This window comes from Bacillus sp. LBG-1-113, assembly GCF_020708615.1.
Lineage (GTDB): Bacteria > Bacillota > Bacilli > Bacillales > Bacillaceae > Bacillus > Bacillus mojavensis.
Window position 1 is genome coordinate 901,376 of sequence record NZ_JAJFDG010000001.1, and the last position, 24,325, is coordinate 925,700.

Consider the following 24,325-nt stretch of genomic DNA (forward strand, 5'->3'; position numbering starts at 1 on the left):
ATTACTTATAATGTAATTTTTGGGTCCTAGTAATTAAATTGAAAATATTTGTAATATTCACTCGTAAATTCATGATATTATATTGAAGGGAACGATCAAAAGCTTTGGGGGGGTAGTAATTAAGGATGTTTTAAATAGATACGAGTGCTACCTCATGTCAAAGTCAGAAAAAATATTATAGGAGGTAACATATGTTTAAGTTTACAAAGAAATTCTTAGTTGGGTTAACGGCAGCTTTGATGAGTATGAGCTTGTTTTCGGCAAACGCCTCTGCAGCTAACACAGACTACTGGCAAAATTGGACTGATGGGGGCGGAACAGTAAACGCTGTCAATGGGTCTGGCGGGAATTACAGTGTGAATTGGTCTAATACCGGAAATTTCGTTGTTGGTAAAGGTTGGACTACAGGTTCGCCATTTAGGACGATAAACTATAATGCCGGAGTTTGGGCGCCGAATGGCAATGCATATTTGACTTTATATGGTTGGACACGATCACCTCTCATAGAATATTATGTAGTGGATTCATGGGGTACTTATAGACCTACTGGAACGTATAAAGGTACGGTTTACAGTGATGGGGGTACATATGACGTGTACACAACTACACGTTATGATGCACCTTCCATTGATGGCGATAAAACTACTTTTACGCAGTACTGGAGTGTTCGCCAGTCGAAGAGACCAACTGGAAGCAACGCTACAATCACTTTCAGCAATCACGTTAACGCATGGAAGAGATATGGGATGAATCTGGGTAGTAATTGGTCTTACCAAGTCTTAGCGACAGAGGGATATCAAAGTAGTGGAAGTTCTAACGTAACAGTGTGGTAACAGATCATCTTTAATCAGGGGTAGCTAACGGGCTGCTGATTGTTCCTTGAGAAGTTTTATAATCATTGTAATTGTGAGTTACTAAGAGGCGACAGTCTTTTAGTTGGAATTCTAAGGTCGTTTTCTACTAGGCGAACGGCCTTGGCATTGCTGGTAGGGTATTCTCCATCAGGTTTTATAACTTTCCCTATAAGTTTAATGGAATAGTATTAAAATGAGAATGCTTTCAATTTTTTGCTCTTGCTCTCAACAGACACCTTCATATAATCCTTCTTCATCAAATATAAGCCTTAAGCAAATTAAAAATATCTCGGTAGTTGAACCAGATCCTCAAAACGTTATCCTCGTTAAAGATGGAACTGTTAAGGACAAAAAGTCTAACTTTTATAAAAAGTTATCGAGCTTTTATATCGGCAAAAATGAGTTAACTTAAAAAGAGTGGACAGAAGCAACCCCTCACAATTCAAAAACGATAAATTGCAGGTAGACATGGTAAGTGGATATGCCCTTGAATACTGTAATAAATTCAGTATTCAAGGAGGCTTAAAACCCTATTACAATATAATTAAGAATAAGAAAGACTCTCATAATAAGGGTGAGTACAATAATTTATATGAAGTATCTTGTCAGACACTAGGGTTTGACATTGGTCATCGTATTTTGCTGGATCTGATAGCTTTCTCATTACAGATAGAGGTGACCCAAAGGTCGCTGAATAGAGTTTAAACAAAAATCCTCCCTTTCTGGGAGGCTTAAAACGATATATTTACTAATGTGTAAACCAACGCAACGATGAACAAGAAATATGAAATATAAGATATTGCTTTTGACGAACTTGCTTTATGTTTTTGGAAAGTATATATAAGTGCAAAGCCCAAAAAGAAAACAGTCACAAACCAAGAAGTGTATGGAGGAAAGATTGCGACCAACAACACCATCATCGTTGAAAAAATAAATGAAGAGTAATGAGTACCTTTTCGATCATTATTCAAAGAAATCACCTTAATAAATTTTTACCCATTTTAATGTGTATCAACACAATTTAAAAAGAGATTAAAAAAATGCCAGACATTATTTCTGATGTGAACAAAAGAAAAGAGCATGTTTTGAAAAAAATTGATCAACACATGCTTTTATATATTGTAATGGGTTAACTTCTTTATAAAAAAGTTTGTTTACATTTGCGGGGGTTCCAAACCAAATGTTGTCCATTCCTCTTTTGCTGGACCATAAATACCCGGAACAGTTAATCCTGCTTGTCTCATAAGAACAGTCATTTGTCCTCGGTGGTGATTTTGATGTTGAATCAAAAACATTAAAAGTGAACCATTTGGCAATTGTTGACCAATAAAGTTGATGCGTTCTTGAAGTGTATGATCCGTCCATTGGTTTTTTAATGCCTGTACAAATGCATTACTGGCTTGATGATAGCTGTCTGCTATAAACTGAGCCGAAGTAGGAACAGGGTAATCATCAGCAGGGGCATGAAATGTTAAGTCTGTATTTGAGGTAATGATGCGAATGGCTGCAACAGTATGCCAAGCAATACGGCCTAAAGTCCAATTTTGTGAAGTGATTTCTTGTTTAAGTGATTCATCAGTTAGACTATTTAGCAGTTTCTGTGTAGCATCGGCTTCGAACTCCCATGATTTCAAAAAATGGTCTAAGGTTTGAAACACAAAAATCCTCCTTAAGATTTTTTTGTTTTCTTTTTACAGTTTCATTATACCTGCCCGTTTAGGTAAAAAGAACAAAACTTTAGACAAGAATGATTCAAGTAATAAATTGGTGAATCACTTTAAGAATATACAGAACACATATATCGAGCCGCATGGTTAAATGATGCTGCATATGATATGTGTTTTGGAGTTGCCAAAGCAGAGATTGAAGAGTGTTTGCCATCAAAAATAAAGAAGGAGATTACCTGACATATAATGAATTATTATATCAGGAAAGAGAAAAACGTTATAGCAAAGGGAGGAATGAGTTGGTAATGAAGGGTTTTATCAAAGGCGCTGTTCTAACTGCTGTTCTAGGTGTTGGTGTTACTTTATTTGCAGGTGATGTATCTGCACACGGGTATATAAAAGAACCTGCCAGTAGAGCGTACATGGGGTCATTAGAAAAACAAATAATTGGTTGGACGGCAGCTACACAAAAATATGGTTCTGTAGTTGATAGTCCTCAATCGGTAGAAGGCCCAAAAGGTTTTCCATCCGCGGGTCCGCCAGATGGAAAAATTGCATCTGCAAATGGAGGCTCTGGTCAAATTGACTTTGGGCTAGACAGGCAGACTGCAGATCATTGGGTAAAACAAAACATGCACGGAGGTCTAAACACCTTTACTTGGCACTATACTGCTCCTCACGCTACATCAAAGTGGCACTATTATATAACCAAGAAAGATTGGAATCCAAACAAACCGTTAACAAGAGATGAGTTTGAATTAATTGGAACAGTAGATCACGATGGTTCAAAGGCAGATACTAATCTTTCTCATAAGATTTATGTACCAACTGATCGCAGTGGTTATCATGTCATTCTAGGGGTGTGGGACGTTGCGGATACCTCTAATGCCTTTTATAATGTAATTGATGTAAACCTAATGCAATGATTTTAACCTCCAACGATCAAACTTAACCCCAATGGACAAGAATATGAGGCTTCATCAGAAAATTTCCACCGCATCTGGCACAGTGTTTACCGCTGAGGTTTTAATAGCTTCCAATAGTTATGACTATACCGGTAAAAGCGATGAGTATATCCGATAAGCCATCACCAGCTTTACTGTAACAACGAAGGAAACTGTAACGAACTGGGAGGACACAGAGTGTTTGAGTGTGGAAGTTTCAGAATCATATACTGTGAAGCTACTTAGAGGAAGCTATACTATTGCCGATCGGTTAGATGTTCATGCATCTGCCGATCTTTTTTAAACTTTAATAGTTGTTTACTCAATACATAGATTACTAAGAACTTTGTTATTCGGAGTCTAATTTTAAAATGACGTGAAAATCGATGAAGATGTTGAACAATTCAATAACGGTTAAAAGGATACATGGTAGGGGGTGCTGAATTGAGCCTCAATCAAAAGACGTTAAACAGTTATGTTTATACTCTGTTATACTCAAGTTTGTCATATGGTCTAGTCTTTGGCTTGTATATCTTTGTTTATTCAGATTTTATGGCGATCGCATTAATCACAATAGGTATCATTGCATTCTACTCTTTTATCACTTACTTAATATTTGCTTTTCCTTTACAATTATTACTAAGAAGAAATCCCAGAAAGTTCAGTTTGATCCATTTTTTAATTTATACTGCAGTAGCTTTTCTAGCTGTGTTCGTGTTCTGGTTTATTGATTATCCGCCTAGTGCTCTTACAGTGTTCAGGAGCTTACATTATTACATAATGAGCATTGCTGCTGCGTTAATTTATTGGTTCTGGGATTCCATATGCCTGCAGAAGTAGCTTATCTACAATTTAAATCATGTATTTCACAACGTTCACAACAAGTATAAAAGCCGCTGATCCGAACAACAAATACGCAGACCTTGTTTGTTTCTTTGAAAGTGTCTCCACTCCCATTAAAACAAAGAGAAGTGCAACCAATACTTGGAGAGAAAACAAGAGGAATGCACTTTGATGATATAAGGAATACACGCATAGGATTAAAGCTACACATGAGATCAAAATTTTTGAAGCTTTAAGCAAAGAACCACTCCTAGGAAGTTTTGTTAAACCATAACACGATATGAGCTTTTAGTGGGAGAGGCAAAGGGGTCATGATAAAAGAAGTGTTTTATTTAAAATTGGGGGGTTTAACTTGAACATTTTTATTTGGATTGCCATGTTTATAGCTATTTTTGGCGGCTCTTATGCAGGTTACAAAAGGAATAAAAAGAAAGAACTTAAACAGGAAAAGTAAATGATATAAGTTTATGGAAATGGACTGTGAGATTCTTAAAGAGTATTAAGTTAAATGCTCTTTTCCATTCCACATCTCCGGCATTCAAGTAAGAATACACCGCTCTTTACAGAGGCTTTTGAATAAAACTAATCGCCTTTGTTGAGGGTAAGGAGTATTTATTTGTATAGGAATAGAGTGGAAAGAGGATGGTGAGTCAAAAAGCATGGAAGCTGAGAGGGTTTGTAGAGTGGGCTGCTATACTTGTAGACCTGTATCAAAAGCGGTTTAATAATGGAAACAGATTTAAAAAGGGGTGAAAAGCCATCAAAACATTAGTTGTGTTATCCAGTTTTATGGGAATTGTGTTATCAATGATTGGACAAATATTTGGAATCCTAACCGATTTCTTTATTCCAGGCATTGCTCGGTTTATAGGGGTATTAGCGGGTATTCTAGTGTTACTTAGTTTGAAGTCAAGAAATACAGAAATACAGGCTTTTATAGTAGGTTCAAGTACTGCGTTAGGAATAATGGGATCAGGAATTTTATATGTTCCAGCTGCGATTATCAATGTCTTCATTAGTTTCAAGCTAAACAAAAAGTTAAAAGAAGAGAACGTAAAGGAGCAGATCTGAATAGACTGCTTTTTTTAGGGCTACCATGGAAAATTGCAGGAATAAAATAATATTTTTATTCAAAGTGAGGTTTAGATTCAAAATTTTACAGGCTTCTTAGATATTAAACAAAATGGTATGAGGTACGATCATTACTTTGTCAGGTTTTTTTGAAGAGAATCATCAGGATATTTGAGAAACTGAGTGTATAAAAAAGAAGGCGATCATACCATTTGCTGCAGTGTGATTTAAATTTTCTGAAAAAGCATTGAAAAAGTGAATAGGATTATATAATATGAAGTCAAGTTAGTTTGTCCAATCAACAAACTAATGAAGGGTGCTTGTTTAGTTTCATAAGAAAACTAAGTATAAAGGGGGGAATGAGAGGCTCGATCCAATTGGAGCTAAACAATATATAACACGAAAGAGTGAATCTTTAAATTCTATCCCAAGTATACGAGATATTACGAAAAAAAATGAATTTACTGCTTGCTGATACAGACCATTTTGTACGATGAAAAATGCTCTTTGAAATTAAACCACTTTTTAATTTGAAAGCGCTTTAACGAAGCACTTTCCAGTCGATGTGATTGAGAAATTTTTAAACCATTTCATACTGTTCCTTATTTAAGGATCGAAAAGGGAGGAAAAGTCATGATCAGTGAAAATTTAAGGAAGATTAGCATGACTGAAAAAGTTGGTTATGCTTCTGGAGATTTTGCATGTAATTTAATTTATGCAACGGTGTCTACTTATCTTTTGTTCTTCTACACCGATGTATTTGGTTTATCGGCTGCAGCAGCCGGCACCATGTTCTTAGTGGTTAGAATCATTGACGCTCTCGCTGATCCTTTTATTGGAACAATAGTAGACAGAACAAATAGCAAATTTGGACGCTTTCGACCGTATCTTTTATTTGGAGCTTTCCCATTTGTAGTACTTGCAATACTCTGTTTTACAACTCCAGATTTCTCAGATATGGGGAAATTAATATATGCCTATATTACCTATGTTGGCTTGTCGCTTACATACACAACCATAAACGTTCCATATGGCGCGTTAACTTCTGCAATGACCAGAAATAATCAAGAAGTTGTTAGTATAACATCTGTTCGTATGTTATTTGCGAATCTTGGGGGACTTGTCGTTGCATTTTTTGTTCCCTTATTGGCTGCTTATTTAAGCGATACTTCCGGCAACGAATCTCTTGGCTGGCAGCTAACCATGGGTATTTTGGGAATGATAGGTGGGTGCCTTTTAATCTTTTGTTTTAAAAGCACAAAAGAGCGTGTCACTCTTCAAAAGTCTGAGGAGAAAATTAAATTATCGGATATATTTGAGCAATTTCATGTGAATCGTCCACTTGTTGTATTAAGCATTTTCTTTATTATTATTTTTGGAGTGAATTCAATAAGTAATTCAGTTGGCATCTATTACGTGACATATAACTTAGGAAGAGAGGATTTAGTGAAGTGGTACGGTTTGATTGGAAGTTTGCCTGCTTTGGTCATTTTACCGTTTATTCCAAGGCTTCACCAATTATTGGGGAAGAAAAAACTACTAAACTATGCATTATTACTGAATATTATCGGCCTCTTAGCTTTACTATTTGTTCCGTCAAGTAATGTATATCTTATCCTCTTCTTTCGATTAATTGCTGCTGCTGGAAGTATCACCGCCGGGGGATATATGTGGGCGCTCATTCCTGAAACAATAGAATATGGAGAGTATAGGACCGGGAAAAGAATGGGTGGGCTCATTTATGCTATTATCGGATTTTTCTTTAAATTCGGTATGGCATTGGGAGGGATTGTTCCTGGATTGGTTCTAGATAAGTTTGGATACGTGGCAAATCAAACACAAACCCCGGAGGCATTAACGGGAATTTTAATTACAGCAACTATCATTCCAGTATTCTTGCTGGTTCTAGCCATGATTGATATTAATTTCTATAATTTAGATGAAGAGAAATACAAAAAAATGGTACGAGAATTAGAGAATAGAGATAAAGTTTATTTGGATAATATCGAGGAATTCAAGGCTTAAAAATTGATGTGTCAAAAGAAAATGGCTGAGGAGGAGTTCAAATGAAGATTATTAATCCAGTACTTAAAGGATTCAATCCCGATCCAAGTATTTGTAAGGTAGGAGAGGATTATTATATCGCTGTCTCTACATTTGAGTGGTTTCCAGGTGTCCAGATACACCATTCAAAAGATTTAGTGAATTGGCGTTTAGTCGCACATCCGTTACAGAGAGTTTCACAATTAGACATGAAAGGAAACCCTAATTCAGGCGGGGTTTGGGCGCCATGTTTAAGTTATAGTGACGGAAAGTTTTGGCTGATCTATACGGATGTTAAGGTAGTAGAGGGCGCTTGGAAAGATTGTCATAATTATTTAGTTACTTGTGAAACGGTCAATGGTGATTGGGGGGACCCAATCAAATTAAATAGCTCAGGATTTGATGCTTCTTTGTTCCATGATACGGATGGAAAAAAATATTTATTAAATATGTTATGGGATCAGCGTATTGACCGGCATTCATTTGGAGGAATTGTTATACAGGAATATTCTGATGAGGAGAAAAAATTAATTGGTAAACCGAAAGTTATTTTTAAAGGAACAGATAGAAAACTAACAGAAGCTCCGCACCTTTATCATATCGGGAACTATTATTATTTATTAACTGCAGAAGGAGGAACACGGTTTGAACACGCTGCAACAATGGCCCGCTCTACAAATATTGAAGGTCCATATGAAGTTCATCCCGATAATCCAATCTTAACGTCATGGCATGATCCTGGAAATCCATTGCAAAAATGTGGTCATGCATCCATTGTTCAAACACATACAGGTGAGTGGTATTTAGCTCATTTAACGGGACGTCCTATTCATCCTGACGATGATTCAATTTATCAGCAGAGAGGATATTGTCCTTTAGGCAGAGAAACTGCTATTCAAAAACTCTATTGGAAAGATGAATGGCCTTATGTAGTAGGTGGAAAAGAAGGAAGCTTGGAGGTAGAAGCACCTTCTATACCCGAAACAATGTTTGAAGCAACGTACCCGGAAGTTGATGAATTTGAGGATTCAACATTAAATATAAATTTTCAAACTTTAAGGATTCCTTTTACGAATGAATTAGGTTCATTGACTAAGGTGCCAAATCATTTACGATTATACGGTCATGAATCATTAACCTCGACATTTACTCAGGCATTTGTAGCCAGACGTTGGCAAAGTCTCCATTTTGAAGCGGAAACTGCTGTAGAGTTTTACCCGGAGAATTTTCAACAAGCCGCTGGATTGGTGAACTATTACAATACTGAGAACTGGACGGCTCTTCAAGTCACGCATGATGAAGAACTTGGCCGTATTCTTGAATTAACAATATGTGATAACTTTTCTTTTTCACAACCATTAAAAAATAAAATTGCTATTCCTCGAGAAGTAAAGTATGTATATTTAAGAGTAAATATTGAAAAGGAAAAGTATTATTATTTCTATTCTTTTAACAACGAAGATTGGCTCAAAATTGACATTGCATTGGAATCGAAAAAATTATCTGATGACTACATCCGTGGGGGAGGGTTCTTCACAGGAGCCTTTGTAGGGATGCAATGTCAAGATACAAGTGGTAATCATATTCCGGCCGACTTTAGATATTTTCGCTATAAAGAAAAATAATTTTTGCATGAAAAAAGGAGACTTCTATTTTAGAACTCCTTTTTTCATATTAGAAGGTGTCATAATAAATATGCCTTCAGAAATACTCCTATTCAGCATTAAAATAACAAAACAAAAAAGCTCATCTAAAGATGAGCTAGAACATAGGGATTTGACATTTAATCATAAATTACATTGTAATCATATCTAGAAAATGATCAATAACAATGGAGGACATTCCTAATGCTGGCGCATTTTTTCCTAAGAAAGAAGGTAATAATTCATAGCTATTGCCTAATTGGGAATAAACCCTGGACGACACTTCGCTTCTAATTGAATTAAGTACCATAGGATGCGATTCAATTATGCTGTTTCTTAAAATGATGGCTTGTGGATTGAATGTATTTAGAATATTGGTAAGGCCTACTCCTAAATAAAATCCAAAAGACTGTAATGCATTTAAAGTGCCGATATCATTCAGATGGGCGAGGTCTATGATCTCTTGATAGGACACTTTTTTCTCTTTAGTCTGAAGAGATTTTAATAAAGCCTTCTCTGAAGCATACAATTCCCAGCAACCCCGGTTTCCGCAACTGCATTTAGGACCATTAAAGTCTATTGTCATATGTCCCATTTCTCCGGAGAATCCGCTTATCCCTCTATATAAATCATTATTGATAATAACACCAATCCCTATCCCTGTACTGATACTTGCATATATAATGTTATCGTGATTTTTTGCAGCACCAAATACTTTTTCTCCATATGCGCCAGCATTTGCCTCATTTTCAATAAAAACGGGCACATTGAACTTCTCTTGTATGAAAGATTTTAAGTCAATATCTCTCCAGTTGGAGTTCGGAGTGAACACAATTTTTTGATTTTTATCAATTAGTCCAGGCACGCATATGCCTATACCAATAAGCCTGTACGGAGATTGTGGCATATGCGTAATAAAGTTTTGAATCATATCAATTAAAATATCTTTGGTTATTTCTGGAGAATTCGATTCCAAATGGTGGTGTTGATCAAGAACGATCGTTCCTTCAAGGTCTGTTAAAATGCCATTAATATAATCCACACCAACATCTATTCCTATGGAGTATCCCGCCTTTTTATTAAAAACAAGCATGACAGGTCTTCTTCCGCCACTTGATTGTCCTTGACCGATTTCAAATACAAGATTTTCTTTCATCAGCGTGTTTACCTGTGATGAAACAGTTGATTTATTTAATCCAGTCATTTCAGATAATTTTGCTCTTGAAATAGGTGAATTCTTAAGAATTTCTTTTAATAATAGCTTTTGATTTACTTTTTTGACAAAGGTTTGATCAGCGATATCCACTTCATCCACTCCAATTGTATAAACTTTATATTAAGTTAATTTTTTCGTTTTCAGTAAAAGACATAGTACATAGCTAATTTACCTTTATTATATCTAATGTGTTCATGAAAAACTTAAAAAAATATTGAAAATACTGATGAGGTTATATAAAATTAAAATAAGTTAGTTTGTTCGAACAACAAACTAATATGCAACTTACTTACATTATGAAATAAAAATGCTGAATTGTATGATCAGTGTTTTGAATTTATTTTTAAGGGGGAAATAAGATGGCTCAAACTCATTCTAGTTCAGTCAACTATTTTGGAAGCGTAAACAAAGTGGTTTACGAAGGGAAAGATTCCACTAATCCTTTAGCATTTAAATATTATAATTCTGAAGAAGTAATCGGCGGAAAAACGATGAAAGAGCATTTGCGTTTTTCTATTGCCTATTGGCACACATTTACCGCTGACGGCACAGACGTTTTTGGGGCAGCTACGATGCAAAGACCATGGGATCACTATAAAGGAATGGATCTGGCGAAGGCGAGAGTAGAAGCAGCTTTTGAGATGTTTGAAAAACTGGATGCACCATTTTTTGCTTTTCATGACCGAGATGTTGCGCCAGAAGGAAATACGTTAAAAGAAACAAATCAAAATTTAGATATCATCGTGGGCATGATTAAAGATTACATGAGCAATAGCAACGTTAAGCTATTATGGAATACTGCAAACATGTTTACGAATCCCCGTTTTGTCCATGGTGCCGCAACTTCCTGCAATGCAGATGTGTTTGCGTATGCTGCAGCACAAGTAAAAAAAGGGTTAGAAACAGCAAAAGAGCTTGGCGCCGAGAACTATGTATTTTGGGGCGGCCGTGAAGGATATGACACATTGTTAAATACCGATTTAAAATTGGAACTTGATAATTTGGCGAGATTTATGCATATGGCAGTGGATTATGCGAAGGAAATCGGATATACAGGACAGTTTTTGATTGAACCAAAACCAAAAGAGCCGACCACTCATCAATATGATACAGATGCAGCAACAACCATTGCCTTTTTAAAGCAATATGGCTTAGACAATCATTTTAAATTAAATCTCGAAGCCAATCATGCCACATTAGCCGGGCATACATTTGAACATGAATTACGGATGGCAAGAGTACACGGTCTTCTTGGCTCTGTTGACGCGAATCAGGGTGATCCTCTTTTAGGCTGGGATACAGATGAATTTCCAACAGATTTATATTCTACGACATTAGCAATGTACGAAATCCTGCAAAATGGCGGCCTTGGAAGCGGCGGATTAAACTTCGACGCGAAGGTTAGAAGATCTTCTTTTGAGCCTGATGATCTAATATATTCCCATGTTGCAGGGATGGATGCATTTGCAAGAGGATTGAGAGTAGCCCATAAATTGATCGAAGATCGTGTGTTTGATGATGTGATTCAACATCGTTATCGCAGCTTTACTGAAGGAATTGGTCTTGAAATTACAGAAGGAAGAGCTAATTTCCATACTCTTGAGCAATATGCGCTTAATAATAAATCAATTCAAAACGAATCAGGAAGACAAGAGCGATTAAAAGCTATATTGAACCAATACATTTTAGAAGTATAACAGATAAAGAGAATCACGATAAAAAGGTATGATAGCCAAGTTACCTGAGGCTGCCCGTCATGATTCATTACCTTTTGCTTATTGTTATGACGGGTACTTTCTATAATTGGGCTTTATTTTAAGTGAGTGGTTTTTATAAGGGTAAGGGGTGAAAAAATGAAGTATGTCATTGGAGTAGATCTTGGAACGAGTGCTGTTAAAACGATTTTAGTCAATCAAAACGGCAAGGTTTGTGCAGAAACGTCGAAGAGTTATCCGCTCATTCAAGAGAAGGCAGGGTATAGTGAGCAAAATCCCGAAGACTGGGTGCAGCAAACAATTGATGCATTGGCTGAATTGGTTTCCATATCCAACGTTCAAGCCAAGGATATTGACGGGATAAGCTATTCAGGACAAATGCATGGGTTAGTCCTGCTTGACCAAGACTTAAAGGTGTTGCGTCATGCAATTCTTTGGAATGACACCAGAACGACGCCTCAATGTATTTCGATGACTGAAAATTCCGGCGATTATCTGCTTGATATCACAAAAAACCGAGTTTTAGAAGGGTTTACATTACCTAAAATTTTATGGGTGAAGGAACATGAGCCTGAACTTTTTAAAAGAACAGCTGTTTTTTTGCTTCCGAAAGACTATGTGAGATTTCGTATGACTGGTGCCATTCACACCGAATACTCCGATGCAGCAGGAACGTTGCTTTTACATATTACTCGCAAGGAGTGGAGCGATGATATTTGCAATCGATTTGGTATTTCTGCAGATATTTGTCCTCCGCTTGTTGAATCTCATGATTGTGTAGGATCGCTGCTTCCGCACGTTGCGGCGGAGACAGGGTTATTGGAAAAAACAAAAGTATACGCCGGGGGAGCTGATAATGCTTGCGGTGCTATTGGAGCGGGTATTCTTTCTTCCGAAAAAACACTATGCAGTATTGGAACGTCAGGGGTCATACTTTCCCACGAAGAAGACAAAGAAAGAGACTATAAAGGAAAAGTGCACTTTTTTAATCATGGGAAAAAGGATTCTTTTTATACAATGGGAGTCACACTCGCTGCAGGATACAGCTTGGACTGGTTTAAAAGAACATTTGCACCAAACGAATCGTTTAAGCAATTATTGCAGGGAGTGGAATCTATTCCGATAGGAGCCAATGGCCTGCTATACACTCCTTATTTGGTTGGTGAAAGAACGCCACATGCTGATTCTTCTATTCGGGGAAGCTTGATCGGAATGGATGGAGCCCACAAAAGAGAGCATTTTTTGAGGGCAATAATGGAAGGCATCACATTCTCTCTACATGAATCAATTGAGCTATTCCGCGAAGCGGGAAAATCAGTAAATACTGTTATTTCTATCGGTGGGGGAGCTAAAAATGAAACGTGGCTGCAAATGCAAGCTGATATTTTCAATGCGAGCGTGATTAAGTTAGAAAATGAACAAGGCCCAGCCATGGGGGCTGCTATGCTAGCTGCCTTTGGAAGTGGGTGGTTTGAATCCCTTGAAGAATGTGCAGAGCAGTTTATTCACAAGGCTTCTACATTTTATCCCAAGGAACAAAATGTTCAACAATATAAAACGCTATTCGATTTATATAAGAAAATTTACACTCACACTAAGGATCTCAATACAGCTTTGAAGAGCTTTCGAACAAACTAATGATTAGTGAGGGCCGGTAAGCGTTTATTTTTTCCAGGAGATCAATGAAAGAACAATTAACGGCTCATCATGATCATAAGCCCCTTTAATCACATAACTACAGCTGCATCATAGAAGTTGGGTTTATATATCTGTTAACAAAATTGAAAGCGGTATCAAAGAATCTTTAGTGCAATTCTATTGATAATCAAAAAACACAAAGCTATTACATTACCAAGCTAAATTTTTAGGGGGATAGCATAGCAGGAAGAATATTATAGCTACTAGGCTGCTTTCTTTTGAAAGGTGGTGAGAACAAACATTACGGTAAGACTCAAATACAATCTAATCAAACAGGAGGTATACCAAATGAAACAAAAAAGAATGAAGTTTTTTTTAGCGGTTTTATTTAGTCTAGTGCTGACATTACCTGCATGGTCCGCACAGGCGGCAACTACAATCACCTCAAATCAAACTGGCTCCCAAGATGGCTATGACTACGAATTGTGGAAGGATGATGGGAACACCAGTATGACGCTCAATAGCGGCGGCGCGTTTAGTGCCCAGTGGAGTAACATTGGGAATGCTTTATTTAGAAAAGGCAAGTAATTCGATACAACCAAGACTCACTCACAACTTGGAAACATATCAATTCGTTACAACGCAACCTTCAATCCGGGAGGAAATTCTTATCTATGTGTTTATGGATGGACGAAAGATCCACTCGTAGAATATTATATCGTCGATAATTGGGGCACCTATAGACCGACCGGAATACCAAAGGGTACTTTTACTGTTGATGGAGGGACATATGACATTTATGAGACCACTCGAATCAACCAACCCTCCATTATAGGCATCGCGACTTTTAAACAATATTGGAGTGTCCGACAGACAAAACGCACGAGCGGAACCGTATCTGTCAGCGAACACTTCAAGAAGTGGGAAAGCTTAGGAATGCCAATGGGTAAAATGTATGAAACCGCGCTTACGGTAGAGGGATATCAAAGTAATGGCAGTGCTAATGTAACTACTAATGTACTGACTATTGGCGGTAAGCAATAAATCATCCTGATTTGGTAACCGTTCAAACTCTTGATTTACGATCAAATCGGAAGTATTGTCTACGCACAAAAAACCCCTCACAGTCATGTGAAGGGTTTTTTAAAATTAGCTATACTATCCTAATTGCTGTTTCTCTAGTATTCAACAACATCAATGTCCGTCATGAAAAAGCAATATCAAATCTATCTAAAGGAGTCACTAAAAGGGATATAAAAACGGAGGATTTAAGTGATACGATTCACTCCATACGCCGTTCGTATTCCGGATTCAATCGCTCCTTGCATCCATCCATGAGTAAGTGAGGCATGTTCTCCAGCGAAATGTATTTTCCCTTCAGGGGTAGGGATATATGGATACAGCTGTAATTCCTGTCCTGGTTCGAAAGCTGTGAACCCTCCGGCTGAATAAGGGTTGAGGGTCCAGCTAAAAGAAGCGCCGGTCACAAACTCTGACCACACTATATCACCATATATTTCTGATAAATTCATTAAAGTATAGCGGAGGCGCTCTCCCTCTGAAAGACTGTCCCATATCAGCGCCTCATCCGCCCATGTGTAACTCGCTACAATAACAGCATGACCATTCGAGCCAATGTCAATGCTGGGATAATATGAAAATCTTATCGGAAGATCAGTGATCGATTTGCCGCCGCGCTGCCCAGCTTTTTCCCAAAAACGACTCTTAAACTCTATTCCGATTTTGGTTGCGGCAATATAGTTGAGTTCACGAATGGCCCGCCGTTTATAATAAGAAAATGAATCATATGGTTCGACTTGGACAAAACGCAATGTTGAAAATGGGATGGTTATGATAGCGAGATCGCCTGTCACTTCCAAATGGTTTGCTGTCTGTTGATGAATGCAGTTGATCGTAACATTGTTTTGATTTTGAGATATTTTCACCATTTTATGATGGAAGACAATATGTTCTTTTAATTGGGGAAGAAATGCTTGAGGAAGCCGATCCATGCCGCCTGTTATTTCATAGAAGCGAGTTGGCGACGTATAGAAGATGGATTCCCGTAACACTTCAACAAGGGACATCCCCATATATGCTTCCATATCCAACAGTACGCCGATCATATCGATTGCACCGTTTGAAAAATAAGTATTCAAGTAAGAGGCTAACGAATGGTTCCTGTACTGTGTTTCAACAACCCGCCAATTTCTCGCGGGATCTACAGAAATAAAATTGAGGATAGGCTGCAATACAGAAAGCATCAGCTCTTCGGCCGTTTTTCCTTGTTCATTTTCTGCAACTGGGTATCTTAAGATACCCGGATTGCTTTCAAAATGATGAAGACGTGTTTGAATGCCATTGGCGTAAATGATGTCCATTGGAGTTCTGTTCAAAAATACATTGGTTGGCAGGCTGAATTTTTTTATATATTCCCAGGTTAGAGTATGGCTCTCCGGAATGCGCATTGGTCCAACATTGAAATACAGCCCGGCACTGAAGGGAGATCGCAACGTGCAAACTCTGCCCCCGACTCTATCACTCGCTTCCAGAATCGTCACTTTATGTCCTGCGTTCTTCAGTAAAGATGCAGAAACAAGCCCAGCCAACCCGGCGCCAACGATAATAATGTGCTTTGGGTATTGTGATGAGTTAAGACCATTTCTAATAATCGCAATCATGTCTTCGTTCTTTAGTGGAGCATTCATTTATGTGAGGCACCCTCTTTTTTGATTTATTGCATTATATTCATTCAAAAGGGTGTCTATCACGAACTATATCCTTTTTTCACTTGTGTTTTTCAGTGGAGTGCTGCTTAACACAGCCTTTAAATCCTCTGGTATTCACATAACCGTTTTTACTCCAAATAGAACGTTTTTGCGTTTGTGCTTCCTGTTCATCTTTTCTAAACTGGTCTATGTATTTCGTATTTGGCTCATAAACATATGCTACTCTGGCTAATCCTTCTTTTAACAGTGTTTCTTGAACAGACTTGCCATCGACATAAACGTAAGCTAACAGCCTTCCGAATTTATCTCTGCGCTCTCCTTTATCAAATTCTAATTGCAGCTTGCCGCCACTAACCAATTCTTTGTTTCGTTTAGATGCATCCTCGCCATATGGCTGAACACATGAATTTGGCTTTTTAGTCTCTGGAGTATCAATGAGCAAGTAGCGAACTGTGTCAATATTGCCGTTATAGCTAACTTTGATCGTATCTCCGTCAACAGGCCTTTCTAACACAGCATCCACCAAGCCTTTTTTGCTTCAGGTTGAGAATTCTTGGCAACTGGCTGTTTAAGATCTGAATTGCTTTTTTCAGCAGTATCATTTAATCCGCAGGCTGCCAACGAAAAACTCAAAGCTAATAGACTAAAGCATACCATTGCTTTCTTCAATTCCATTTCACCTTCTAGAATTTATGTTCTGTTTCTAAGTCAATCAATCAACATTCATTATACTGATATCGCTATTTATTGTGAATGTAATTGATCTTAACACGTACAAGCTCTTGATCAATATTCAAATATCACAAAAAGGTTTCGAAACCATAACATAATAGAAATAGAACATGTTCAGCTGAATTGCCTGAAATTATTCGAAGCATAAGGGAGGGCTTTTTATTATGCGTTCAAAATTAAAGATACCGAAAACTTATATTGGGTAAGCTAATGAAAAAGAAAGAAGGAGATACGAAGTGAAGAAGCACTTACTTTCCTTATGTGTTTTAATATTTGCATTGATTTTTGTTCAAACAAAGACTCAAGCCCTGACATTTACAGAGTTGCCAATTAAACAAAAAACAGAGCAATGGTCAGTCGAGATAACCGAAGCAAAAAATGCAAAGGAATTAGCGAGTCCAAAAAAGGGGGAATATCACGTCTATTCAATGGACATCAAAAATATAGGGGAAGCCGCAGCTACAGTGGATGTACAATTGTATAGAAATGATCCTGATTCAACCACGAGGTTTTCACTTTTTGGCTGTCCCAACGAAAATTGTGTGAGACAGGAGGAGGATTTAATAAACTTAGCCAAAAGTTTAAACGATGGTGCACCGCTGAAGTTTAACCATTTTATGGTGGCTGAAAAGGCATCTGAATTAGAGGTTGTTATTATTTGGACACAAAAAGGAAAAGAAGGACGCCAATTAAAACAAACCTTTACATTCAGTTAGAAGAGGTTAATTAGGCAATATAGTGACCTACATAGGAGCTTGAGTATTAAAGCTGTTTGAATGTTGTTTCCATTTGGGCTAATACGCAGATAATCAACACCTGATTAGTCTTAAGGCAGATATAGATGCGCTGCGAATCATATTAGCTGAGAACAACCAAGAAAGTCTAATATAGCTGCAAAATTGAAAAGATAATTATTGGGCTGCTTCAACAGCAGCTCTTTTTCATTTTCAAGTAACATTTTGATCATTTGTTCTACTAATTAAAATGAAGAAAGCGAGGGAAAACATGAGAAGCAAGAATAAAATCAAAAAAGTACTAATCATTACAGCGCCATTATTGATTTGTTTAGTAACGTTCTTTGCCATGATAGCAGGAGACAAAGTGAAATATGAGGGAAGCAGCAGGAACGGATTGTGGGTTTCTACCATTGAAAAATCAGATAAAACTTCGATTGGGCCTAATTACTTCTTGAATTTATATTGGCAGGGGAATAAGAAAGAAGCGAAAAGAACCATTGTTGAAAAAATCACATTGTACATAGATGGTAAAAAGTATGATGACAGAGAGAATTATGATTTATCAGAGTACACAGGTGAAGAAATGCCTGGCGGAGGACAAATGGAAGACCACATTGCTACGTTTGATTTTATGCCTGAAGATGAAGTAATCGGACATGATGTAGTTGTTAAGGTGGAGTGGAAGACTGGAAAGGAGAAACATACAGATCAAATGAGATTACAAGAGAAACCATAGTATAAAAGATAAATCTGCAATGGCGAGTTTAGGGATGAAACGTCCAACATATAGGTTTGCTTTCAAAAACATCTGATTGATAAGTACATGTCAGGATAGAGGCATGTTTTTATCCAAGTAAAATAAAAACATGCAAGTTTAGCTCCTTCCCTGTACATAAGATGCTTACATTTCTTTTAAATGCTCGTAAAGCAATCTAAAGCAAACAGTACCAGATATCAAAGGGACTGCAAACAAAATAATCACTGCTGTGATCTCCCAGCCGTTAAAGAAATCGTGGTTTTTAATGAATACCTGTCCTTCTATAATGATAAAAGCTACGATTCCTGTTAATACTAAAAAGCATGAAAACAGAATGATCCGTGCTTTTGTTTTTAGCTTTTTAAACTCATCTTTAAAATAAATGAAAACGAGAACGAAAGAGCAAAAGGATGCTGCAGTGCTTATTACATCAATATTTTTCGTGACTTTCTCAAAGATGACACATAAGATGAAAAGAAAAAATGCTAAGTTTTTAGACAAAAAATCGCTCCTTATTTTATGGTTACCCAAAAAGTTTACAAGTTTTTCACAAAAGGCACAATGCGATGTCAGTAAATGAGTCTATTGTTCAACTAAATAGTTAATTTATCTTATTGTACTATGTACTAAATATTCAATTGTTTTTTGTGTGCAGGCACTAGGGAATGATGTGTAACGGAAATGTAAAGCTGAATTGAAGGGAGTTTACCGTGTACATCTGTTCTGCAAATCTATAAATTTGTCCTGTCGTGACGGGTGCAGCACTTTTGTGTCACGTTATTATAAAGATATACACCAAAAAGGGAGAGAAAAATGCATAAAATCGCGATACTGGTCTTAGCGTTCTTTGCTTTTATTTCAGGCTGCAATGATAAGGAAGAAAATAAAATAAAAACGCCAAAGATGCAGAACCTTGTTGGTTTTATCCTTATTAAGAATGAAAAGTCAGCCATATTTCTTGAGGGCAAACATACTCCTGATAAAGAAGACTTTCAATTGTCTCAAGATAGACTAATAAAAAAATATAAAAGTCATGTTGTGATATTGGGATTAAGTCAAATTGAAAACAAAGAAGACCTTGTGACAGGTAAAAAAATGAAGGTGTGGTTCAACACTCTTAAAGAATCTGATCCTCCAAAAACAATAATTAAAAAATTTAAAAGGTTATAACAGTTGGCATCCCCCACATATGATCATTTCATAAAAAGCTCTCCAAACCATATATAACAATTTGAAGAGTAATAAATATAGCATGAAAAACAGCACTCACACGAAGACGTAGTGCTGTTTTAACGTTTGCGGAACATTGCATAAAAGGGTTATTTCCAGGCTGACAAATATTTCTTTCGATATTTGCTATCTTTCTCGAGCTCAATCAATTCTATTGCTATTTCCCTAATGTACTCATCTTTATCTTCATCGTATAATTTTTTTAATCCTACAATCATATCGTAGCGAATCAATGTATAATGTTTTTCGTTTATTCCATTTTTAAAGCGATCAATAATATGAGTAAGCACCATTTCTTTTTGTTTTGGCCCAGCTAAGCCAACCTTCCAAATTGATTGTAAACTATGCCGAGCAGTTACAAATTTTGAATCCTTGGTCACTTCCCATAATGCTGGAAAGTCGCGTAGCATCCGTTTATCCGGATCACTGATTGCTAAACCAGCAAGAAACTGTGCTGCTCTCGCTCGCCTGTGGTTATCCGGATCGGTCAGCCATCCTATTAATTGGTCCCACACTTCATAAGCCCAGTCTACTTTCTCTTTTGTAGCGTTAATAATATGCTGAAAGGCTTCTAATTGCAGGCTTTTGTCCTTTGCTTCTAAATGTTCAAAATGAGATTTCATTATACTGTCCATTTTCGTATCACCTTAAAATGATTAGTTATGTTAATTATATCCTTTCACTTGCGATCTTCCAATAAACATCATTTCTCCTGCTAGTGATGGTTTTTGATTGAACAATTAATTGACACCTTTTCGATCATATTGTGTGCTTGAGGGAGTTACATGTCTTCATCAGAAAGTGATTCAATGTTTATGAAAGAATCGGAATTTTTTATATAACGACGGAAGAATACAAAACAGCCCGTATCCTAGTGCAGTACCTGACGTATTAAGGATTAAATCAACAACGTCAAAACTTCTATAAGAATTTCCTAAATACATAGAAATCGAAAGTTGCGTTAGTTCTATAAACAATGAGATAAAAAAACCAGTTAATAAAATTCGTTTTAGGTTCCTTAACTTGTCAAATAAAAGAGGGAACAATAAGCCAACTGGCAGCAGTAAAATTAGATTTCCACCAAGAGATCTTATCACATAAAACTGCAAACCCAGATGATAAATATCTACCACGAAGCAAAACGGGATAAAGTTATTTCCATACAAAAACGGATGATAGGAATCGTTCCTCAAGTTCGCAATTAAATCGCGATCTATAGGTAAAGGAAATATTGTAACACTTATCAGTTCAAAGAAGTAAACAAATAAACAAAAAATAACAAGGTCCTTATAAATGGCCATTGGTTCTTTCTTATATATAAATCGTTTCATAATTCTATAAAGAATATAACAAATATAAAGTACAAACATGAATATCAAGAGAAAAGTTGAGTCAAGCATAAATACACCACGATTTCTTTTTTGATCTATAATTAGGAAAGAGATTGAGATTACAATATTAGAAGACTTTTATCTAGAATGCAATGTGTTTAATTGCTTTCAAAAAGGGGCGTTCTTTTAAAGAAAGCCTAATTTCGTATGGACAAACGCATTTGGCTGTGAGGCAAATACAATACAGTAAAACCAGAGGAACGAATGGAGGGTTCGATGTGTTTAGACAATATCCAGTTTGGTATTCGCCTTACGATCTGAACTATCATGTGCCTCAACACCTAACAATCTCTTATGAACCACAACGATGTTATCAACGTTGCATGTATCAAACTGGCGGTAACTATGAGTTATGTGACAGATTATGTTATGGAGAAATACAAGTGTAAAAGAGGGGACTTTCTCCTCTTTTACACCACATAATAAAAACCAACATTAAGAATCTGATAATAAAAAAAGGAATTGAATAGGGATAACTCTATTTGAATGATGAAAAAGTGAACCAGGTCGATGAGCTCCTCTTCATCATTTAAAAAAACGACTTCATCACGCATTCTTTGGAATCAAGACCAAAATGGCATTACACCATACGAAATTCAATGGTATGTATGTTAAGCAAGAGAAACTACATTGAGAAGTATGACCATAACGATGACATAATAGCTCTTGGGAACCGCTTTAAAGTATTACTAATACAATGTAGTACAGCGCATGATGACTAAAGAAAACGGATAAGAGCTCGGTGTACATATCGTTACCAATGGTGTTGTCATGTTTACACACGTCATATAGATAATCTGTGAATTATGGATCAATTCTGAAGTGATTTCAACTTTTGAATTAACTATATAATACTAGCTATCTTTTGAGACAGCAGTTTAAACGGTGTGGAGAAACACTGATTTGTTAAAATAAATATATCGCCACTATACCTCATTTCGAAAGGGGAATATTTATGACCAAGGTAGCAATAGTTACTGGTTCCGCAGGCGGTTTAGGAAGAGGGATAGCAGAGAGGTTGTGCAAGGATGGTTTTAGTGTCGTTCTGCATGACATTAACGAGGAACTGCTGCATGCAACTGTTTCAGACTTCAAAGAAAATGGCTTTCATGTTATCGGAATAAAAGGGGATGTATCCAAGCGTGAAGACCAATTCAATTTAGTTAAAGCAGCGGCAGATACCTTTGGTCGTTTGGATGTGTTTGTAAACAATGCTGGCATTGAGGCAGTTTCTCCATTTTTAGAAATAACAGAAGACCAACTGAATCAATTGTTCAAGGTTAATGTCAATGGCGTTGTGTTTGGCACTCAAGCAGCTGCCGACCAATTCATTAAACAAGAAACAAAAGGCAAAATCATTAACGCATGCAGTATAGCAGGGCACGAATCATTTGAAATGCTTGGAACATATTCCGCGACGAAGCATGCTGTGAAATCTTTTACTCATTCAGCTGCTAAAGAGTTAGCCACATATAAAATAACAGTAAACGCATATTGTCCTGGTGTTGCAAAAACAAAAATGTGGGATCGCATTGATGAAGAAATGGTTAAACATCGTGATGATTTCAAACCAGGAGAAGCATTTGAAAAATTCTGTGCAGACATTGCTCTCAAAAGATATCAAACACCTGAAGATGTGGCCAATTTAGTCTCATTTCTAGCTTCAGATGATGCAGATTACATTACCGGTCAAGCTATTTTAACTGATGGCGGCCTGGTTTATAGATGATAGAATACAAAAAGAATCCATTTTGGAGATGGATTCTTTTTGTTTGAGATGAATCAATAATGACTCCTGTTGTATAATGTGAAAAGCAATTGAGAGGTCCATGTATTCATGTAAGAAAAATGAATGAAGAGCATGTTTAACTTGTTCAGGAAACAAGCAACATTATGACGCATGTGTGAGTTTTAGACACAAGCAAGACACACAATACATAGCCATAAAAGAGGGGCTTGACATTTTACGCAAGCCCCTCTTTATGTCAATAGCCAAAAACCAGTGTTGTACTTTGTGATCCGGCATATTTTGTGACAAATTCTTTTGTGTACTGCGGAGTTTGAACCCGGTAGCTGTAATTGAAGCCTGGATTCCACGTTGTCAACGGAGAGGATTGCCTGTTCAAGGACGGATAGCTTCCTGTATCCTTAAAGTAGCCGGTGCCCTTGTCATCAAGGATTCCTCCTTTTTCGCTGCCTTTTCCAAAATAATTGTATTCAGAGTATATTTTTGCCTTTGTCGCGATGGTAATCGCTTGGTTAAAATTGTTGCTGTAATTGTTTTTGACATGAAAGTAGCCATACCTCATCAGCCCAGGGCCTCTTACATACAAATTCTCAAAATAGTTGTTGGCGATGGTCATGTGCGGATAGCCGTCATATTGGTGCTGGGAATCATCAGGATATCCTAAAATCAAACCGTACTTATGATTTGCGAATTTTGAGTTGCTGATGGTGATATAATCAGCTGATTTACCGATATACAACAGCTTGTCCAGGTCACTTCCGCCAGCACTATAGCTGTGTCCTGAAAATGTCACATGGTCGATCCAATAGTTGAAGCCTGAATCTAGATAAAGCTGAATATCGTTATTTCCGTTAATCTGCGGGCTGTGTTCAAAGGTCAGATTTTGAAAGATGACGTTGCCGGATGAAGATGATGTTGTTAAATAAATATTTTTCAGCGTTTTCTTAGCGTAAGAACCGACCAGTGTTTTATTTGAACCAATGGTTACCGTTGTTTTTGAAGAAGCGGTTAGATCATTTTGAAGCACTAAAATTTTAGGTGTTGACCCGCTCAGATGGGTTTTTAAATCACTTAGATTTTGGATATAGACGATCTGACCGTTTTTTCCGCCGGTTGTGCTCGCTTTAGAGACTCCTTTTTCATTTTTTGCATTTCCGGCAAACCCTAAGATGCCATTCGTCGAAGTATTCGGAAAATCGACGGCGCCTAAAGCTTTTTCAGGCAAGAGAAGCAATAATAAACTTAACATGGCAAATAATAAAGAAAAACGTTTCAAAGCCACTCAGCTTCCTTTCAAATTTAAATAAATTGCATATGGATTATTATTACAGTTGGACAAAAGGAAGAATAGAGTCTATATTCCTGATC

Annotated in this window: 21 protein-coding genes and 2 pseudogenes; 13 read left to right on the top strand and 10 right to left on the bottom strand. The window is 37.0% G+C overall.

Going from position 1 to position 24,325, the window contains the following annotated elements:
• Positions 1–191: 191 nt before the first annotated feature.
• Positions 192–833, top strand: a complete 642-nt coding sequence (locus LJF29_RS05015) for a glycoside hydrolase family 11 protein (protein WP_229147300.1) — start codon at positions 192–194, stop codon at positions 831–833.
• A 752-nt stretch (positions 834–1,585) separates the two neighbouring features.
• Here the strand turns inward: LJF29_RS05015 and LJF29_RS05020 are convergent.
• Together LJF29_RS05020 and LJF29_RS05025 are read right to left on the bottom strand one after the other, a co-directional pair.
• The gene (locus LJF29_RS05020; RefSeq protein WP_229147302.1) at positions 1,586–1,825 is read right to left on the bottom strand and encodes a hypothetical protein; all 240 of its coding nucleotides are present in this window, start codon (positions 1,823–1,825) and stop codon (positions 1,586–1,588) included.
• 183 nt (positions 1,826–2,008) lie between these two features.
• Positions 2,009–2,512 (bottom strand): DinB family protein, encoded by a 504-nt coding sequence (locus LJF29_RS05025; RefSeq protein ID WP_010334512.1) that lies wholly within the window; start codon positions 2,510–2,512, stop codon positions 2,009–2,011.
• 314 nt (positions 2,513–2,826) lie between these two features.
• On the opposite strand from LJF29_RS05025, the gene LJF29_RS05030 reads away from it, so the two are divergent.
• Complete coding sequence (locus LJF29_RS05030; protein ID WP_229147584.1) at positions 2,827–3,447, top strand: lytic polysaccharide monooxygenase auxiliary activity family 9 protein; 621 nt, start codon at positions 2,827–2,829, stop codon at positions 3,445–3,447.
• Positions 3,448–3,909: 462 nt separating this feature from the next.
• Positions 3,910–4,305 carry a UPF0715 family protein gene (locus LJF29_RS05035; protein WP_229147304.1) on the top strand — a complete coding sequence of 132 codons (396 nt, stop codon included), beginning with the start codon at positions 3,910–3,912 and terminating at the stop codon, positions 4,303–4,305.
• A gap of 12 nt (positions 4,306–4,317) precedes the next feature.
• Here LJF29_RS05035 and LJF29_RS05040 read toward each other — a convergent pair whose 3' ends face one another.
• Positions 4,318–4,548 (bottom strand): hypothetical protein, encoded by a 231-nt coding sequence (locus LJF29_RS05040; RefSeq protein WP_061573089.1) that lies wholly within the window; start codon positions 4,546–4,548, stop codon positions 4,318–4,320.
• 567 nt (positions 4,549–5,115) lie between these two features.
• On the opposite strand from LJF29_RS05040, the gene LJF29_RS05045 reads away from it, so the two are divergent.
• The 3 genes from LJF29_RS05045 (at position 5,116) to xynB (ending at position 9,047) form a co-directional block, all read left to right on the top strand.
• A complete protein-coding gene (locus LJF29_RS05045) occupies positions 5,116–5,379 on the top strand; it encodes a hypothetical protein (RefSeq protein ID WP_010334507.1) in 264 nt (87 codons plus the stop codon).
• A gap of 633 nt (positions 5,380–6,012) precedes the next feature.
• Positions 6,013–7,404 (top strand): MFS transporter, encoded by a 1,392-nt coding sequence (locus tag LJF29_RS05050; RefSeq protein ID WP_229147306.1) that lies wholly within the window; start codon positions 6,013–6,015, stop codon positions 7,402–7,404.
• A gap of 41 nt (positions 7,405–7,445) precedes the next feature.
• Positions 7,446–9,047 carry a xylan 1,4-beta-xylosidase gene (gene xynB / locus LJF29_RS05055; protein ID WP_229147307.1) on the top strand — a complete coding sequence of 534 codons (1,602 nt, stop codon included), beginning with the start codon at positions 7,446–7,448 and terminating at the stop codon, positions 9,045–9,047.
• A gap of 169 nt (positions 9,048–9,216) precedes the next feature.
• On the opposite strand, the gene LJF29_RS05060 is transcribed toward xynB, so the two are convergent.
• A complete protein-coding gene (locus LJF29_RS05060) occupies positions 9,217–10,371 on the bottom strand; it encodes a xylose repressor (protein WP_229147308.1) in 1,155 nt (384 codons plus the stop codon).
• A gap of 269 nt (positions 10,372–10,640) precedes the next feature.
• Here LJF29_RS05060 and xylA point away from each other — a divergent pair, with 269 nt between their 5' ends.
• The 3 genes and pseudogenes from xylA to LJF29_RS05075 all read left to right on the top strand — a co-directional run bounded on the left by xylA (position 10,641) and on the right by LJF29_RS05075 (position 14,678).
• Positions 10,641–11,978, top strand: a complete 1,338-nt coding sequence (gene xylA, locus LJF29_RS05065; RefSeq protein ID WP_229147310.1) for a xylose isomerase — start codon at positions 10,641–10,643, stop codon at positions 11,976–11,978.
• A 156-nt stretch (positions 11,979–12,134) separates the two neighbouring features.
• Positions 12,135–13,634 carry a xylulokinase gene (gene xylB, locus LJF29_RS05070; RefSeq protein ID WP_229147311.1) on the top strand — a complete coding sequence of 500 codons (1,500 nt, stop codon included), beginning with the start codon at positions 12,135–12,137 and terminating at the stop codon, positions 13,632–13,634.
• A 348-nt stretch (positions 13,635–13,982) separates the two neighbouring features.
• Positions 13,983–14,678, top strand: a pseudogene (locus LJF29_RS05075) (glycoside hydrolase family 11 protein).
• 224 nt (positions 14,679–14,902) lie between these two features.
• Here the strand turns inward: LJF29_RS05075 and LJF29_RS05080 are convergent.
• Both LJF29_RS05080 and LJF29_RS05085 read right to left on the bottom strand, forming a co-directional pair.
• Complete coding sequence (locus LJF29_RS05080; RefSeq protein ID WP_229147312.1) at positions 14,903–16,342, bottom strand: flavin monoamine oxidase family protein; 1,440 nt, start codon at positions 16,340–16,342, stop codon at positions 14,903–14,905.
• Positions 16,343–16,421: 79 nt separating this feature from the next.
• Positions 16,422–17,032, bottom strand: a pseudogene (locus LJF29_RS05085) (thermonuclease family protein).
• Between the two features lie 299 nt (positions 17,033–17,331).
• Here LJF29_RS05085 and LJF29_RS05090 point away from each other — a divergent pair.
• Positions 17,332–17,811, top strand: coding sequence for a hypothetical protein (locus LJF29_RS05090; RefSeq protein ID WP_229147314.1), 480 nt, complete (start codon positions 17,332–17,334; stop codon positions 17,809–17,811).
• Positions 17,812–18,100: 289 nt separating this feature from the next.
• Entirely contained in the window at positions 18,101–18,568 is a 468-nt protein-coding gene (locus LJF29_RS05095; protein WP_229147315.1) for a DUF4944 domain-containing protein, read from the top strand.
• 165 nt (positions 18,569–18,733) lie between these two features.
• Here the strand turns inward: LJF29_RS05095 and LJF29_RS05100 are convergent, their stop codons facing one another.
• Positions 18,734–19,090 (bottom strand): YoqO family protein, encoded by a 357-nt coding sequence (locus LJF29_RS05100; protein WP_229147319.1) that lies wholly within the window; start codon positions 19,088–19,090, stop codon positions 18,734–18,736.
• Positions 19,091–19,402: 312 nt separating this feature from the next.
• Here LJF29_RS05100 and LJF29_RS05105 point away from each other — a divergent pair, with 312 nt between their 5' ends.
• A complete protein-coding gene (locus tag LJF29_RS05105) occupies positions 19,403–19,759 on the top strand; it encodes a DUF3221 domain-containing protein (RefSeq protein WP_229147320.1) in 357 nt (118 codons plus the stop codon).
• Between the two features lie 149 nt (positions 19,760–19,908).
• Here LJF29_RS05105 and LJF29_RS05110 read toward each other — a convergent pair whose 3' ends face one another.
• Together LJF29_RS05110 and LJF29_RS05115 are read right to left on the bottom strand one after the other, a co-directional pair.
• The gene (locus LJF29_RS05110; protein ID WP_229147322.1) at positions 19,909–20,454 is read right to left on the bottom strand and encodes a hypothetical protein; all 546 of its coding nucleotides are present in this window, start codon (positions 20,452–20,454) and stop codon (positions 19,909–19,911) included.
• A 171-nt stretch (positions 20,455–20,625) separates the two neighbouring features.
• On the bottom strand, positions 20,626–21,219 hold the full coding sequence (locus LJF29_RS05115) for a VanZ family protein (protein ID WP_324255111.1): 594 nt from the start codon (positions 21,217–21,219) through the stop codon (positions 20,626–20,628).
• Positions 21,220–22,165: 946 nt separating this feature from the next.
• Between LJF29_RS05115 and LJF29_RS05120 the strand changes: the two genes are divergently transcribed.
• Positions 22,166–22,939, top strand: a complete 774-nt coding sequence (locus LJF29_RS05120; RefSeq protein WP_229147326.1) for an acetoin reductase — start codon at positions 22,166–22,168, stop codon at positions 22,937–22,939.
• Between the two features lie 256 nt (positions 22,940–23,195).
• Here the strand turns inward: LJF29_RS05120 and LJF29_RS05125 are convergent, their stop codons facing one another.
• Positions 23,196–24,206: a polysaccharide lyase family 1 protein gene (locus tag LJF29_RS05125; RefSeq protein ID WP_420709686.1), complete on the bottom strand. Its 1,011-nt coding sequence runs from the start codon at positions 24,204–24,206 to the stop codon at positions 23,196–23,198.
• Positions 24,207–24,325: the final 119 nt, after the last annotated feature.